The organism is Microbacterium sp. NPDC056003, assembly GCF_042274785.1.
In the GTDB taxonomy this organism is placed as follows: domain Bacteria; phylum Actinomycetota; class Actinomycetes; order Actinomycetales; family Microbacteriaceae; genus Microbacterium.
This window is the reverse complement of sequence record NZ_JBHJXQ010000001.1, coordinates 968,048-983,024: the sequence shown is the minus strand read 5'-3', so window position 1 is coordinate 983,024 and position 14,977 is coordinate 968,048. Positions and strand designations below refer to the sequence as shown.

Genomic DNA, 14,977 nt, shown 5'->3' with positions numbered 1-14,977 from the left:
CGACGTTCGGAATGTCCGATGGTGTTGCGTCACCGGAATAGCCGCCGTCAGCCAGCCACTCGCTCCGGAGCGTGACCTCAGTTCGAAGGGTTCAAATCCCACCGTCACCGCCATCGTCGAAGCCCCGCGAATCCTTTGGGATCGCGGGGCTTCTCGTTCTCGGTGATACGTCTACAGCGTGGCGGTGGCCCGCGCCCTGCTACTCGTAGCGGAGCGACTCCACCGGGTCGGCGCGTGCGGCCCGTGCCGCCGGAAGGGTGCCGGCGAGGAAGGCGATCGCCATGACGACGACGATGATGCCGGCGATCGCGACAGGGTCGAAAGCGATGAGGGTGAGGCCCGGCAGGTCTGCCAGCAGCGTCGTGGAGAGCGACGAGCTCAGCGCGCTGCCCGCGATGATGGCGACTGCCACTCCGATCGCGCTGCCGAGGAACCCGATGAATGCGGCTTCGAGGCTGAACAGGCTGAAGACCCGTCCGTTGCCCATGCCCATCGCCTTCATGAGGCCGATCTCGCGCGTGCGTTCCTGCACCGACATGAACAGCGTGTTCACGATGCCGAAGCTCGCGGCGAGCAGGGCGATGATGGCGAACGCGTTCAGCACGAGCACGATCCCGTCGATCACGGTCTTGAACAGCCCGAGCTGATCCGCGACGGTGGATCCGGTGTACCCGGCATCGTTGAGACGCCTCTTCAGCGCGGTGACCTCCTCGTCGGTGGCTGCCGGATCGAAGAAGACGCTCGCCTGCGCGTACCGCTCCACCTCATCGTCGGGGACGCCGGTGTTCTGGGCGTCGAAGAGCGCGTCGCTGAGTGCGGTGTTCGGCACGATGCTCGCGCCCGCGGGGGACGCGAGGCCCTCCTCGGCGACACCGACCACGGTCGCCTCGACGAAGTGCTGGGTGCGTTCGGCGTCGGTGATCGCGAGCGTCACGGTCTCACCGATGGCGCGCTCCGGATCGCCGAGGCCCATCGGCTCGACGAAGGCGACGGGGAGGACGAGCTGCAGGTCGGTGGCGTCGTCGTCGGGCACGACCCCCGCTTCGAGCGGGATCGTCTGTCCTGCGATGAGGATCCCGACTCCGATGACGAACTTCGTGCCGTCACCTGCCTGGATGTAGTCCGGCGAGATCGCCCGGGTGGGCTGCACGTCGAGCACGCCGTCTATCCCCGCGATCGCCTCGAGGTCTTCGGGGGTGAGCGCCACCACGGTCGACCCGGGCGGGCCGGGCTGAGCGCTCGCGATGGCATCCGGGTTGTACTTCACCGGGTCCGTGGCGTCGACGCCCGTCGCCCCTTCGGGGGTCGTGGTGACCGTCATCACATCGGAGGCACCGATCGACGTGACGGTGTCGTCGATGAAGGCGTTGATCCCGGTGCCGAGCCCACTCGTCAGCGTGAGTGTGAAGGCGCCGACGAAGATCGCCAGGATCGTGAGGATGGTCCGCGTCTTCGAGCGGAACGTGTTCGCGATCGCGGAGGCGATCAGATCGATGGACCTCATGCGGGCACCGCCGCGGAATCCTCGACAAGGAGCCCGTCTCGGATGAGCAGGCGTCGATCGCAACGACTGGCCAGGTCTTCGTCGTGGGTGACGACGATGAGGGTGATCCCGTGGTCGCGATGCAGCCCGAACAGGATGTCTTCGACGATCGCGCCCGTGGTGGAGTCGAGGTTGCCGGTCGGCTCATCGGCGAAGATGATGCGCGGATCGTTCACCAGGGCGCGCGCGATGGCGGTGCGCTGCTTCTGGCCGCCCGACAGATTGACGGCCTTGTTCCTGGCCTTGTCGTCGAGCTCGAGCTGCTCGAGCGCCGCGTGGCCGCGGCGGTGCCGCTCGGAGCGACCGACGCCCGCGATCTTCAGCGGCAGGATCACGTTCTCCAGCACGGAGGAGTTGCCCGTGAGGAAGAACTGCTGGAAGACGAAGCCGAACGTCTTGTTTCGTGTACGGTTCAGTCGCCTGCCGCGCAGGGTGGAGGTATCGATCCCCTCGAGTTCGACGGTGCCCGAGGTCGGGGCGTCGAGGAGCGCGAGCACGTGCATCAGCGTGGACTTCCCCGAGCCGCTCTTGCCGACGATCGCGACGCTCTCGCCCTCGTGGACGTCGAAGCTCACGCCTCGCAAGGCATCGAAGCGGTTCTGTCTCCGGCCGTAGGACTTGTGAACGTCCCGGACCGAGATGATCGGCGTCCTCATGGCACTCCCTCACTCCGCAGACAACATCCCTAGTTAACCTAGCGATCTCACACAGGTGCGGGTGCGCCGCAGAGCAACCGCTTCTAACGCGTCGCGTCGAGGGGCCAGCCGGTGTAGGCCTCGGCGAGGTAGGTGCTGCCGGCCTCGGATTCGACGACGGACCGCAGCTCCCCGAGCTGGCGCAGCCGGTCGAAGTCGGAGGCATCCGGGGCCGCATGCAGCATGCTCGTCATCCACCAGGAGAAGTGCTGCGCCTTCCAGATGCGGCGCAGCGCGGTCTCGGGGAAATCGGCCAGCAGCCGGTCGTCGCGGTCGAGCAGCAAGGCGCGCAGCGCGCGTTCGAGGATGAGCACATCGGCGACCGCCAGGTTCATGCCCTTCGCGCCCGTCGGCGGGACGGTGTGCGCGGCATCGCCGACGAGAGCGACGCGTCCGTTCAGCAGCTGATGCGCGACGAAGCTGCGGAAGCGCAGCACATCGCGCTGGAAGATCGGGCCCTCGTTGAGCCTCGTTCCGGGGACCCGTCGCTGGAGCGCATCCCACAGTTCGGCCTCGGAGAAGGCCGAGGGGTCGGTTGCCGGATCGCACTGGAAGTACATCCGCTGGACGGTGGCGCTGCGCTGGCTGACGAGGGCGAAGCCGTCGGGGGAGTTGCTGTAGATCAGCTCCGCCGCCGAGGGCGGCGCTTCGCACAGGATGCCGAACCACGCGAACGGGTACTCGCGGAAGTGACCGCCTGTCGACGAGCCGGTCACAGCCTCCCGCGCCACGCTGCGCGATCCGTCCGCGCCGACCACGAAGTCGGCTTCGATCACGAGCGGCGCGCCGGCGGCGTCGGTGGCGATCACACGCGGGCGGTCGGATGCCGTATCCTCCACCCGCTCGGCGGTGACGCCGAACCGCAGGTCCTGCCCGGCGGCGAGACGGGCGGCGATGAGGTCCTTCAGCACCTCGTGCTGCGGGTAGAGCCAGACCGACCGGCCGACGAGGGCGTCGAAGTCGATGCGATGGCCTTCGCCTGCGAACCGCAGCTCGATGCCGTCGTGGCGGCTCCCCGCGGTGCGCACCCGCTCCGAAGCACCGGTGGACTCGAGGATCTCGACCGTCCCCTGCTCCAGAATGCCGGCGCGGATCGTGCTCTCGATCTCCTCGCGCGAACGCTGGTCGAGGACGATCGACTCGATGCCGGCGTCGGCGAGCAGGTGCGAGAGCAGCAGACCGGCGGGGCCGGCGCCGATGATCGCCACTCGGGTTCGGACGGTCGTGGTCATGTCGTCTCCTTCGACGGGAACCGGATCATTCTGCGGTGCCCGGCGGTCACGCACCCGGGTGATTCCCGATGAATGGGAAGCCAGTCAGTGACGATAGCCGAGCGAGCGCTCGATGTCGCGGGCCGCCCGGTGCAGCTCGACGAGGGCGAACTCGACCTCCTCATCCCGGGGGAGGACGACGGAGAGCGCCGCGATCACGGCGCCTGTCTCGTCGCGTACCGGGACGGCGACACCCGTGGAGACCTCCTCGATGTAGCCCGGCGCGATCGCGTGCCCGACCGTGCGGATCTCCGACAGCTTGCGCCGCAGCTGCGCCGGGTCGACGAGCGTCGACGGGGTGAGCCGGACGAGCGTCCCCGACATCACCCTGTCCTGGAGCGCCCGGTCGCCGAAGGCGAGCAGCACCAGTCCTGAGGACGAGGCGTGGACCGGCAGTCTTCCGGCGATCCGGGTGACGTTGGAGCCGGATGCCGGGGCGCTGAGCCGTTCGAGGAACAGGGCCTCGTCGTGCTCGAGGATGGCGAGCTGGGTGTGCTCGCGTACGCGCTGCTGGACGCGCTCCATGTAGGGGAGGGCCGCCTGACGCAGGCGCAGCGCCGAGGACGATCGCGTGGCGAGCTCCCACAGGCGGATCCCGATCCGCACTCGCCGCTCGTCATCGCGCTCCAGCAGCCCCGCCCCGACGAGCTCGCCGACGATGCGATGGGCGGTCGAGCTCGGCAGCCCGCTGCGACGGCCGATCTCCGCGGCGGTCTGAGCCGTCCGAGTGGGGGTGAACGTCTCGAGCACGCGCACCAGGCGGTCGGTGACCGATTCTCCGGACGGTGAGTTCGCCATGTGCTCAGCATGACACGTCATCGACGCGATTCCCATTGAGTGGGATCCTCGGCCCACGCGTCGCGCGGCCATCGCACCATGGATGCCAGCATCCTCACCGCGTCGAAGGAGACCCGTGTCGCACCGCACCGCAGCCGCACCAGAGACGCTGCTCGCCTCGCCCGATCAGGCGTCGCAGACGGCGATCACCGCCGAGATCGCCGAGTTGCACGACCTGTACGCGCGCCGCGAGGCAGGCGGGGAGTCGTTGCCGGCCACGATGCACGACTTCCCCCCGTACCGCTCGAGCATCCTGCGCCACCCGACGAAGAACCCGAAGCTGGTCGACCCCGAGACGATCGAGCTGCTCTCCCCCGCGTTCGGCCAGCGCGACGTCGCGGCGATCGAGTCGGACCTCACACTCCAGCACGCGGGTGAGCCGCTCGGTGAGCGCCTGACCGTCCGAGGGCGTCTGCTCGACTCGTGGGGCCGTCCCCTCGCGAACCAGTTGATCGAGATCTGGCAGGCCAACTCGGCCGGTCGCTACATCCACCAGCGCGATCAGCATCCGGCACCGCTCGACCCGAACTTCACGGGAGCGGGCCGGGCCGTGACGAACGATGCCGGGGAATACCTCTTCACGACGATCAAGCCCGGGCCCTATCCGTGGAAGAACCACGCCAACGCGTGGCGCCCCGCGCACATCCACTTCTCGATCTTCGGCTCGTCGTTCACGCAGCGGCTGGTCACCCAGATGTACTTCCCGGGCGATCCGCTCTTCGCCCTCGACCCGATCTACAACACGATCTGGCGACAGAAGGACCGCGACAGCCTCGTCGGCGTATACGACCACGACCTGACCTCGCCCGAGTGGTCCACCGGGTACCGCTTCGACATCGTCGTGGACGGCCCGGACTCCACCTGGTTCGAGCAGGAAGGCGAGTGACCGCATGACCGCCCCCGCCAAGACGCACCGCCCGACCCCGGGCCAGACAGCCGGCCCCTTCTTCGCGTACGGGGTCGAGTTCCCGAAGATGCACCAGGTCGCCTTCCCGCACTCGCCGGGTGCCATCGTGCTCGGGGGCACCGTGCTCGACGGCGCCGGGGCGCCGATCCCCGACGCGTTCGTCGAGATCTTCAGCGCAGACGCGGACGGCACGATCCCGCGTGCGCGCGGCTCGTTCCACCGCGACGACCACACCTTCACGGGCTTCGGCCGCGCCTTCACGACGGATGAGGGCCGCTTCGAGTTCTGGACCCGCAATCCCGGCGCGGTCGCGGGACGCGCGCCCTTCTTCGCGGCCATCGTCTACGCCCGCGGGCTTCCCGACAAGCTCCACACGCGCATCTACCTTCCCGATGACCCCGACGCCCTCGCCGCGGATCCCCTCCTGGCATCGCTCGAACCCGAAGACCGCGCGACCCTGATCGCGACCCGCAGTGCGGACGGGCACCTGCACCACGACATCCGCCTGCAGGGCGAGAACGAAACGGTGTTCCTTGCCTTCTGACCCGAGATCCTTCGACAGCGGTCTGCTGACACCGGTGGCAGCCGGACGCGACGAACTCGTCGGCGACGGCGCCATCCTCGACGCCCTCGTGACCGCCGAAGTCGCTCTCGTGCGCGCGCTCGCCGCCGAGGGCCTGGTCTCCGGCGACGTGGCGGAGCGGATCTCGCACGCGCTCGGTTGGCAGGGCGGCGAGATCGGATGCCGCGACCACGGCGTGACCGTGGAGGAACTCACCACCGCTGCCGTCGGCGGCGGCAACCCGGTCATCCCGCTGGTCGGGCGGCTTCGCACCGCGGTCGCGGCTGACGACGCGCCGTGGATCCACCGCGGAGCGACCAGTCAGGACATCCTGGACACGGCACTCATGTCGATCGCGCGGTCCGCCGTCGCGCGGATCATCGGCGACCTCGACCGGACGGCGGACACCCTCGGCCGCCTGGCACGAGCACATGCCGCCGAGGCCGCTGCGGCGAGGACCCTCACCCAGCACGCGGTGCCGACGACCGTCGGCGCCCGGATCGCCGGCTGGGAACGCGGCATCCGTCGTGCCACCGAACGTCTCGGCCACGTGCACGCGGAACTCCCCGCGCAACTCGGCGGAGCCGCAGGCACCCTCGCGTCGTATGTCGACGAGTTCGGCGTCGACGCAGCAGCCCGTCTCCCGCGCGCCTTCGCCGTCGAGCTCGGTCTGCGGGCTCCCGACGCGCCGTGGCACTCCGAGCGCTGGCCCGTCACAGAACTCGGCGACGCGCTCGTGCAGGTGCTCGACGCCCTCGGCAAGATGGCATCCGACACCGCGACGCTCGGTCGCAGCGAGATCGGTGAGCTCGCCGAGGGAGCCGGCGGAGGATCGAGCGCGATGCCGCAGAAGCAGAACCCGGTCGCCTCGGTGCTGATCCGCTCGGCCGCCCTGCGCGCTCCACAGCTCGGCGCGACCCTTCACCTGGCGTCTGCGCTCGCCGTCGACGAGCGTCCCGACGGCGCCTGGCACGCGGAGTGGCCGACGCTGCGCGAACTGCTGCGGCTCGCGCTCGGGGCAGCGGCGCATGCGGCCGGGCTCGCAGCCGGGCTGCGCGTCCAGAAGGGCGCCGTCGCGCACAACCTCGCACTGACGGGCGGTCTCATCGTGAGCGAGCGCCTGCGTCATGCGCTGCAGCCGCTCATCGGTGCGGACCGTTTCGCGGCGCTGCTCGCGGGGCCCGGTGATGGCCTCGCCGCTCGCGTGCGCGCACTCCCCGAAGCTGCGGCGCTCGACCTCGACGACCTGCTCGACCCCGCACGGTATACCGGGCTGGCCGAGGCGTTCGCGACCGGCGGCGGCGACACGGAGCACGACTCGTGACCGTGCCGGCCGTCACGCTCACATCGCCGATCGGCCCCGCACACGCTCCGCTGCTCGTGCTCGGCCCGTCACTCGGCACGTCGACGATCCTGTGGGAGACGGTCGCGCCGCTGCTCGCCGACCGGTTCCGGATCGTCGCGTGGGACCTGCCCGGACACGGCTCGTCCCCTGCCGCCGTCGCCGGCTTCAGCGTCGGCGAACTCGCCGATGCCGTCGCGGAGGCCGTTCCCGCCGGACACTTCTTCTACGCGGGGGTCTCACTGGGCGGCGCGGCCGGCCTCGAGCTGATGCTGCGCCACCCCGACCGGGTGCGCGCCGCCGCGATCGTCGCCTCCGGGGCGCAGCTGGGCGAGCCCGCGGCCTGGCACGAACGGGCGGCGCAGGTGCGCGCGCAGAGCACGTCGAGTCTGATCATCGCGTCGGCGCAGCGCTGGTTCGCGGACGGGTCCGTGGCGAGGCATCCCGAGCTCACCGGGCGTCTGCTGCACGCACTGCAGGACGCCGACGACCAGAGCTACGCCCTGTGCTGCGAAGCGCTGGCCCGGTACGACGTGCGCGACCGGCTCGCCCAGATCGAGGCGCCCGTCCTCGCGCTGTGGGGGGAGCACGACGGCGTCGCCCCACGTGAGAAGGCCGCAGAGATCGCCTCGGGGACGAAGCGCGGAGACGTCGAGATGGTGGCGGATGCTGCGCATCTGCCGCCCGCCGAACAGCCCGAGGCAGTCGCCGCGATGCTCGGAGACTTCTTCGCCCGAGTGGAAGGAACGGCCGATGACACGACCGGACGGTGAGGGACTCACCGACGAGGAGCGCTACGACCAGGGCATGGTCGTCCGACGCGAGGTGCTCTCCGACGCTCACGTCGACCGGGCGATCGCAGGGACGACCGAGCTGACGGCGGATTTCCAGGACTTCATCACCCGCGTCGCGTGGGGCGACGTCTGGTCGCGCCCGGGGCTCGATCGCCGGTCGCGCTCGATCGCCGTGCTGACGTCGCTGATCGCGCACGGTCACCACGAGGAGCTCGCCATGCACGTGCGGGCGGCGCGGCGCAACGGGCTCTCCGTCGACGAGATCCGCGAGGTGATTCTGCAGTCCGCCGTGTACTCGGGTGTCCCCGCCGCCAACACGGCCTTCCGCGTGGCGAGCGAGGTACTGACGGAGGAGGCCCCGTGATCGACAAGACGGTGACGGATGCCGCAGCCGCGGTCGCGGGCATCCCGGACGGCGCGACGGTGATGATCGGGGGGTTCGGCCGCGCCGGGCAGCCGGTCGAGCTCATCGACGCCCTGATCGAGCAGGGGGCCTCGGACCTCACGATCGTGAACAACAACGCCGGGAACGGCGACACCGGTCTTGCGGCGCTGCTCGCGAAGGGACGGGTGCGCAGGGTCGTCTGCTCGTTCCCCCGTCAGCATGACTCGTGGGTGTTCGACAGGCTCTACCGTGCCGGCGAGATCGAACTCGAGCTGGTCCCGCAGGGCAACCTGGCGGAGCGGATCCGGGCGGCCGGTGCCGGCATCGGGGCGTTCTTCTCTCCCACCGGGGTGGGAACCGAGCTCGCCGAGGGCAAGGAGCTGCGCGAGATCGACGGCCGGATGTTCGTGCTGGAGCATCCGATCAAAGCCGACTACGCGCTGATCTCGGCGCTGCGCGCCGACCGGTGGGGCAATCTCGTCTACCGCGAGACGGCCCGCAACTTCGGGCCGATCATGGCCACCGCCGCGACGACGACGATCGTGCAGGTGGATGAGCTCGTCCCGCTCGGCTGGATCGACCCCGAGACGGTCGTGACGCCGGGCATCTTCGTGGACCGTGTCGTCGCCGTGGGCGAGCGCCCGTGGCTGCGCGACGGCGCTTTCGTCGGAGGCGTGGACATCGAGGGACGCCCGGCGCCTGCGGTTGAGGCACTCGCGGAGGTGGACCAGTGAGCGGCCGGATCAGCCGGGACGAGCTCGCCGCCCGGATCGCCGCCGACATCCCCGAGGGCTCGTACGTGAACCTCGGTATCGGTGCCCCGACGCTCGTGGCCAACTACCTGCCCGATGATTTGGAGATCATCCTGCACACCGAGAACGGGTTGCTGGGGATGGGATCGGCGCCGGAGCCGGGCGCGATCGACCCCGACCTCATCAACGCCGGCAAGCAGCCGGTGACGGCGCTTGCCGGCGCCGCGTACTTCCACCACGCCGATTCCTTCGCGATGATGCGCGGGGGCCACCTCGACGTGTGCGTGCTCGGGGCGTTCCAGGTCTCGCAGACCGGGGACCTCGCCAACTGGTCGACAGGCGCCCCGGGCGCGATCCCCGCCGTCGGAGGAGCGATGGACCTCGCCATCGGCGCGAAGGAGGTCTTCGTGATGACCGACCTCCTCACGAAGGCGGGCGAGCCGAAGCTCGTCGCCGCATGCACCTATCCGCTCACCGGCCTCGGATGCGTCACGCGCGTGTACACCGACCACGCCGTCTTCGACGTGGTCGACGGCCGGTTCGTGGTCCGCGAGGCTTTCGGCGACAACACGGTCGCGTCGCTCGCCGAGCTCACGGGCCTCGAGCTGGGATCGATGGCGGATGCCGCGGCATCCGTCGAGGGGAGCTGACATGCCCGCCGCATGTGTCTACGAAGCCGTCCGCACGCCGTTCGGCCGCGCCGGCGGCGCCCTGGCGGGGGTACGGCCCGACGATCTGGCCGCGGTGGTGATGCGGGCCGTCGTCGACCGGACGGGATTGGATCCGGCGCGCATCGACGATGTGATCTTCGGCGACGCGAATCAGGCGGGGGAGGACAACCGCAACGTCGCTCGTTTCGGCGCCCTGCTCGCGGGCTTCCCCACGTCGGTGTCGGGGGTGACGGTGAACCGGCTCTGCGGGTCCTCGGTGGAGGCGGTCATCCAGGGGTCACGCGCGATCGAGGCCGATGATGCCTTGATCGTGCTCGCCGGCGGCGTCGAGTCGATGAGCCGTGCTCCGTTCGTCGTCGAGAAGTCGCCGAAGCCGTGGCCCGCGGTGGGAAATCAGACACTGTGGAACACGGCGATCGGATGGCGGATGACGAATCCGAGGCTGCCGCAGGAGTGGACGATCTCGAACGGGCAGTCGGCGGAGAAGCTGGCAGGGATCTACGGGATCCCCCGCGATGCGCAGGATGCGTTCGCCCTGCGAAGCCATCTGCTCGCGGCCGAGGCCTGGGCCGCGGGCGCCTACGACGCCGAGATCGTGCAGGTTCCCGGTGCTGCGCTCACGCGTGATGAGGGGATCCGCGACGACACCTCGCTCGAGAAACTGGGGTCGCTCAGGGCCCTGTTCGCGGATGACGGAACTGTGACAGCGGGCAACTCGTCGCCGATCAACGACGGTGCCTCGGCCGTTCTCCTGGGCGCCGAAGGCGCCCTCGACGCGGAGCCGCTCGCGCGGATCACGGGTCGAGGGGTGTTCGGAAACGATCCCGACGTGTTCGGCGTCGCACCTGTCGAAGCCGCCAACCGGGCTTTGGCGCGGGCCGGGCGCACCTGGGCGGATGTGGATCTGGTCGAACTCAACGAGGCCTTCGCGTCGCAGTCGCTCGCCTGTCTCGCCGGGTGGCCGGACCTCGATCCCGCGAAGGTCAACGTCCACGGCGGGGCGATCGCGATCGGACACCCCCTCGGCGCCTCCGGGGGACGGATCATCGGGCATGCCGCCCATGAGCTGCGTCGCCGGGGCGGCGGGGTCGCCGTCGCGGCCCTCTGCATCGGCGTCGGTCAGGGGCTGGCGGTCGTGCTGGAGCGCTGAGCCGGATCGGACGGACGGCCGGCGATGCGGTCCGCGATGAGCTTCGCGCCGCCCGACGATGTGAAGCCGCCATCGACGGGAAGCTCGGCGCCGGTCACGTACGAGGCGGCGTCGGACAGCAGGAAGGCGACCGTCCGGGCGCTGTTCACCGACACGATCCGCCGGGAGAAGGCGGTGCGTGAGACGGGCATCAACTTCGTCGGCGCCGGGATCTCCGGTGGTGAGGAGGGTGCGCTGCTGGGCCCGTCGATCATGCCGGGCGGGTCGGACGAGTCGTGGGTCACGCTCGGCCCGATCCTGCGCTCGATCGCGGCGGTCGCTGAGGGTGAGCCGTGCGTGACGCACATCGGCCACGACGGTGCCGGGCATTTCGTGAAGATGGTGCACAACGGCATCGAGTACGCCGACATGCAGCTGATCGCCGAGGCGTACGACCTGATCCGCCGCGGCACCGGCAAGTCCCCCGCGCAGATCGCGGACGTGTTCGCGGAGTGGAACCGGGGTGAGCTGGAGTCGTACCTGATCGAGATCACCGCCGAGGTGCTCCGCCAGGTCGACGCCGAGACGGGCCTGCCGCTGGTGGATGTCATCCTCGACCAGGCCGGCGCGAAGGGCACCGGCGCGTGGACGGTGCAGACCGCGCTGAACCTGGGCGTGCCGGTCTCCGGCATCGCCGAGGCCGTGTTCGCCCGGTCGCTGTCCAGCCACCCCGAGCAGCGTGCCGTCTCCGCAGACCTCCCCGGCCCCGCGGAGGGCCTGTCGGTCGATGACGCCGACGCGTTCATCGAAGACGTCCGGCTCGCCCTCTACGCCTCGAAGATCGTCGCCTACTCGCAAGGGTTCGATGAGATCCGCGCCGGCGCCGCCGAATACCACTGGCAGATCGACCTCGGCGCGGTCTCCAAGATCTGGCGCGGCGGCTGCATCATCCGCGCCCAGTTCCTCAACCGCATCGCCGACGCCTACGCCCACACCCCCGACCTGCCCGTGCTGCTCACCGCCCCCTACTTCGTCGAAGCACTCGGCCGCGCCCAGGACGCCTGGCGCCGCATCGTCCAGACCGCCGCGGCAGCCGGCATCCCCGCCCCCGCCTTCTCCTCCTCCCTCGCCTACTACGACGGCCTCCGCGCCGAACGCCTCCCCGCCGCCCTCGTCCAAGGACAACGCGACTTCTTCGGCGCCCACACCTACCAGCGCACCGACAAACCCGGCACCTTCCACACCCTGTGGTCCGGCGACCGCACCGAAATCGAAGCAGAAGACACCCACTGACCGTCTCGTGTGAGGCGGGGCGGTCGTGGGACAGACGTCGGTGGTTCACAGCCCGCGGTCATGACAGCGCCGACGGTGCTCCTGCCCGCCGCGCGAAGACGTCACCCGTGACGGGGGACGAGCCGAGGGCGGCCCGGTCGTAGGCTCGCGTCGTCGTCGGGACTGCGGTCCGCGAGACGGCCGCCGGTCGTCTCGGACGTGGATGGAAGGGGATAGCGATGGGCTCGAAGAATCTCGCGCTGGTGGTCGGGTCGTACGACACCGAGGCAGCCGCCTCCGAGGACTATGACGCGCTGCGCAGCGGCCAGGACTCCGGCGGCTACGAGATCGTCGGCGCGGTGGTGCTCTCGCGCAGCGAGGACGGAAAGGTCCAGGTCAAGGAGCACGGTGACAAGTCCGTCGGTCACGGCGCTGCGTGGGGAGCCGGTGCGGGCGCGGTGCTCGGCCTGTTCGCCCCTCCGCTGCTCGCGGCGACCGCCGTCGGGGCGGGCGTGGGCGCGATCCTCGGCAAGATCAGGAAGAACCACGAGGAGAAGCAGTTCGGCGTCGACGTCGACGAGTACCTCGCCCCGGGGACGTCCGCGGTCGTCGCCGTCGTCGATGACAAGTGGGCCGACCGGGTCGAAGATGCACTCGACCGTGCGGACAAGCGCATCAGCAAGGCGATCGACTCGAACGACTATGAGCGGTTGCGCAAGGCGATCGAGGAATCCGCCGACGATGTGATCGAGCAGATCAACTCGTAGCGCCCGGTTCGGTCCAGCGGCCGTCTTCTCACCCGCACAGGTGACCGGGTGCGCGGCGCATCCCGCCGCGCGTTCGCCCAGCCCCGGGCTCTCACTAGTGGGTCTCGGGGCGGGCGATGCGGTCTTCCGGGGCAGCCTGCTCGAGTGCAGCGGTCGCCGCGCGACGGCCTTCGGCGATGAGGCGCGGCACATCGCGCATCGTCCATTGCGCCATCCGCTCCATCTCGGGCTGGATGAGAATGACCGACGGGTCGGCGATGAGGTCCGACAGCTTCGTGCTCGTGCGCATCATGCGCGCGTTCTCCCACTTGGCGTGAAGGTGCACGACGATGACGCGATCGGCTCCGAGCTTGCGCGCGGCGAAACGCGGGACGTTGTCGACCAGGCCCCCGTCGGCGAGCAGCCGACCGCCGAGCCGCACGGGCGGGAGCAGTCCGGGCACCGCGATGGTGGCGCGCAGCGCCGCACTCAAGGGGCCGCTGTCGATGACGACGGCCCGGCGGGTGCGAAGGTCGGTCGCCACCGCCCCGAACCTGCGCGGCAGGTCCTCGATCCGCGGGTCTTCGCCATGCAGCCGATGGATCGCCTCCGCGACGACCTGGGTGTCGAGCAGCCCCCAGCGCGGCTGGAAGCTCCACTTCGCGATCCGGCTCCAGCGAAAGCGTCGCGCGATCGCTTCGAGTTCGTCTCCGCCGAGCCCCGACGCGAAGGCGGATCCGACGAGCGCACCCGAGCTCGTGCCCGTCACGATTCCCGGACGCAGGCCTCGCTCTTCGAGCACCTGGAGCACGCCGACATGGGCGGCTCCGAACGCGCCGCCGCCGCTCAGCGTGATGCCGAGCCTGGCGTCATCGGCGACCGGGAGATCGGTGGACACGTGGCGAACGTACACCCGTGCGGGCCGCGCGCGGCTCGGCCGGTCTCAGTCCGTGCTGTGGGGCGGGATGCTCGGCAGGTGCGTGCTGTCGAGCGCGACCTCTTCGGCGGGTGCGACGTATGTCTGCCGGTGCCGCACGAGCGATTGCTCGCCCGGGCGGGCGATGGCGACCTCGCTCATCGGCGGATCCACGACCGCGGCTCGAGCGGGACGGTACAGCCGAGCGCGCCTCTTCTGGTCGACGCGCTGAGTGTCGAGGATGAGCTCGTCCTCCGCCCGGCACCGCGCGCACTCGTCATTCGAGACGGTCCGCCGGTAGTGCGGCGACCACCCGCACGTGTGCGGCGGCGGCGCCTCATCGCGGAACATGCTTCGAGGGTAACCGCGCTGCCCGTGTCGCGTGGGCAACGCGCTCTTTCGGCGTCGGGCACGCTCGTTCGAGGAGCGCCGCGTCGACGGGCAGACCTGCGCGGGGTGAATCCTGTCAACCCCCTCCGGGCGCCCGCCGCACGCTCCTAGCGTGGAGCGCATGACTGATCTGAGTGGAAAGCGCGTCGCCTTCGTCGCGACCGACGGATTCGAAGACAGCGAGCTCACCTCCCCCTGGCAGGCGGTGACGGATGCCGGCGCCACGGCCGTTCTGATCGCTCCCGAGCCGGGCGAGATCGAGGGCAAGAACGGCCACAGGCAAGCCGTGGACGAGCTGACGGCCGACGTCGATGCCGGCGCCTTCGACGCGCTCGTGCTGCCGGGCGGAGTCGTCAACGCCGACCACCTGCGCATGGACGGGAACGCCGTCGACTTCGCGCGGGCGTTCTTCGAGCAGCAGAAGCCGGTGGCGGCCATCTGCCACGCCGCCTGGACACTGATCGAGGCGAAGGTCGTCGAGGGCCGCACGCTGACGAGCTACCCGAGTCTGCAGACCGATCTCCGCAACGCCGGCGCGACCTGGGTGGACGAAGAGGTCGTCGTCGAGGACGGGCTCGTCACCAGCCGCACCCCCGACGACCTGCCGGCGTTCAACGCGAAGGTCGTCGAGGAGATCGCCGAGGGCCGGCACTCCGCGCAGAGCGCCTGACCCGGACGAGAGGCCCGGCCCGCGCCGTGCGAGTCGGGCCTCTCGTCCGATGGCCGCCCGCGACCGCTCTGGTGCGGCAGGAAAACGTTCACTAG

17 protein-coding genes and 1 pseudogene are annotated in these 14,977 nt (G+C 70.2%); 11 read left to right on the top strand and 7 right to left on the bottom strand.

Annotated elements, in window-relative coordinates; genetic code table 11:
- Window positions 1-199: 199 nt before the first annotated feature.
- The 4 genes from ACFC1W_RS04535 to ACFC1W_RS04520 all read right to left on the bottom strand — a co-directional run bounded on the left by ACFC1W_RS04535 (window position 200) and on the right by ACFC1W_RS04520 (window position 4,307).
- Window positions 200-1,504 (bottom strand): ABC transporter permease, encoded by a 1,305-nt coding sequence (locus tag ACFC1W_RS04535; RefSeq protein ID WP_375989138.1) that lies wholly within the window; start codon window positions 1,502-1,504, stop codon window positions 200-202.
- On the bottom strand, window positions 1,501-2,118 hold the full coding sequence (locus ACFC1W_RS04530) for an ABC transporter ATP-binding protein (protein WP_375989136.1): 618 nt from the start codon (window positions 2,116-2,118) through the stop codon (window positions 1,501-1,503). The genes ACFC1W_RS04535 and ACFC1W_RS04530 overlap by 4 nt, the downstream gene beginning before the upstream one ends.
- A 164-nt stretch (window positions 2,119-2,282) precedes the next feature.
- Window positions 2,283-3,470, bottom strand: a complete 1,188-nt coding sequence (locus ACFC1W_RS04525; protein ID WP_375989133.1) for a 4-hydroxybenzoate 3-monooxygenase — start codon at window positions 3,468-3,470, stop codon at window positions 2,283-2,285.
- Window positions 3,471-3,554: 84 nt separating this feature from the next.
- Window positions 3,555-4,307, bottom strand: a complete 753-nt coding sequence (locus ACFC1W_RS04520; protein WP_375989130.1) for an IclR family transcriptional regulator — start codon at window positions 4,305-4,307, stop codon at window positions 3,555-3,557.
- A gap of 115 nt (window positions 4,308-4,422) precedes the next feature.
- Between ACFC1W_RS04520 and pcaH the strand changes: the two genes are divergently transcribed.
- The 8 genes from pcaH to ACFC1W_RS04480 are packed head-to-tail and all read left to right on the top strand — an operon-like array spanning window position 4,423 to window position 10,909.
- Window positions 4,423-5,232 carry a protocatechuate 3,4-dioxygenase subunit beta gene (gene pcaH, locus ACFC1W_RS04515; protein WP_375989127.1) on the top strand — a complete coding sequence of 270 codons (810 nt, stop codon included), beginning with the start codon at window positions 4,423-4,425 and terminating at the stop codon, window positions 5,230-5,232.
- Between the two features lie 4 nt (window positions 5,233-5,236).
- Window positions 5,237-5,797: a protocatechuate 3,4-dioxygenase subunit alpha gene (gene pcaG, locus ACFC1W_RS04510; RefSeq protein WP_375989124.1), complete on the top strand. Its 561-nt coding sequence runs from the start codon at window positions 5,237-5,239 to the stop codon at window positions 5,795-5,797.
- A gap of 34 nt (window positions 5,798-5,831) precedes the next feature.
- Window positions 5,832-7,139 carry a lyase family protein gene (locus tag ACFC1W_RS04505; RefSeq protein ID WP_375989122.1) on the top strand — a complete coding sequence of 436 codons (1,308 nt, stop codon included), beginning with the start codon at window positions 5,832-5,834 and terminating at the stop codon, window positions 7,137-7,139.
- Window positions 7,136-7,930, top strand: a complete 795-nt coding sequence (locus tag ACFC1W_RS04500; protein WP_375989119.1) for an alpha/beta fold hydrolase — start codon at window positions 7,136-7,138, stop codon at window positions 7,928-7,930. The genes ACFC1W_RS04505 and ACFC1W_RS04500 overlap by 4 nt, the downstream gene beginning before the upstream one ends.
- Window positions 7,911-8,315: a 4-carboxymuconolactone decarboxylase gene (gene pcaC / locus ACFC1W_RS04495; RefSeq protein WP_375989116.1), complete on the top strand. Its 405-nt coding sequence runs from the start codon at window positions 7,911-7,913 to the stop codon at window positions 8,313-8,315. The genes ACFC1W_RS04500 and pcaC overlap by 20 nt, the downstream gene beginning before the upstream one ends.
- Window positions 8,312-9,070, top strand: a complete 759-nt coding sequence (locus ACFC1W_RS04490) for a 3-oxoacid CoA-transferase subunit A (RefSeq protein WP_375989114.1) — start codon at window positions 8,312-8,314, stop codon at window positions 9,068-9,070. The genes pcaC and ACFC1W_RS04490 overlap by 4 nt, the downstream gene beginning before the upstream one ends.
- A complete protein-coding gene (locus ACFC1W_RS04485) occupies window positions 9,067-9,738 on the top strand; it encodes a 3-oxoacid CoA-transferase subunit B (protein ID WP_375989111.1) in 672 nt (223 codons plus the stop codon). Before ACFC1W_RS04490 ends, ACFC1W_RS04485 begins: the two co-directional genes overlap by 4 nt.
- A 1-nt stretch (window position 9,739) precedes the next feature.
- Window positions 9,740-10,909, top strand: a complete 1,170-nt coding sequence (locus ACFC1W_RS04480) for a thiolase family protein (RefSeq protein WP_375989108.1) — start codon at window positions 9,740-9,742, stop codon at window positions 10,907-10,909.
- Here ACFC1W_RS04480 and ACFC1W_RS04475 read toward each other — a convergent pair.
- Window positions 10,879-11,100, bottom strand: a complete 222-nt coding sequence (locus tag ACFC1W_RS04475; protein WP_375989106.1) for an SDR family oxidoreductase — start codon at window positions 11,098-11,100, stop codon at window positions 10,879-10,881. The two genes, ACFC1W_RS04480 and ACFC1W_RS04475, sit on opposite strands and share 31 nt — an antisense overlap.
- Between ACFC1W_RS04475 and gndA the strand changes: the two are divergent.
- Together gndA and ACFC1W_RS04465 are read left to right on the top strand one after the other, a co-directional pair.
- Window positions 11,048-12,181: pseudogene (gene gndA / locus ACFC1W_RS04470) on the top strand (NADP-dependent phosphogluconate dehydrogenase); the annotation flags it as partial. The gene ACFC1W_RS04475 and the pseudogene gndA overlap by 53 nt on opposite strands.
- A 218-nt stretch (window positions 12,182-12,399) precedes the next feature.
- Entirely contained in the window at window positions 12,400-12,927 is a 528-nt protein-coding gene (locus tag ACFC1W_RS04465) for a DUF1269 domain-containing protein (RefSeq protein WP_375989103.1), read from the top strand.
- Between the two features lie 94 nt (window positions 12,928-13,021).
- Here ACFC1W_RS04465 and ACFC1W_RS04460 read toward each other — a convergent pair whose 3' ends face one another.
- Together ACFC1W_RS04460 and ACFC1W_RS04455 are read right to left on the bottom strand one after the other, a co-directional pair.
- Window positions 13,022-13,804, bottom strand: coding sequence for a patatin-like phospholipase family protein (locus ACFC1W_RS04460; protein WP_375989100.1), 783 nt, complete (start codon window positions 13,802-13,804; stop codon window positions 13,022-13,024).
- Window positions 13,805-13,849: 45 nt separating this feature from the next.
- Window positions 13,850-14,173, bottom strand: coding sequence for a hypothetical protein (locus tag ACFC1W_RS04455; RefSeq protein ID WP_375989097.1), 324 nt, complete (start codon window positions 14,171-14,173; stop codon window positions 13,850-13,852).
- Window positions 14,174-14,333: 160 nt separating this feature from the next.
- On the opposite strand from ACFC1W_RS04455, the gene ACFC1W_RS04450 reads away from it, so the two are divergent.
- A complete protein-coding gene (locus ACFC1W_RS04450; RefSeq protein ID WP_375989094.1) occupies window positions 14,334-14,882 on the top strand; it encodes a type 1 glutamine amidotransferase domain-containing protein in 549 nt (182 codons plus the stop codon).
- Window positions 14,883-14,977: the final 95 nt, after the last annotated feature.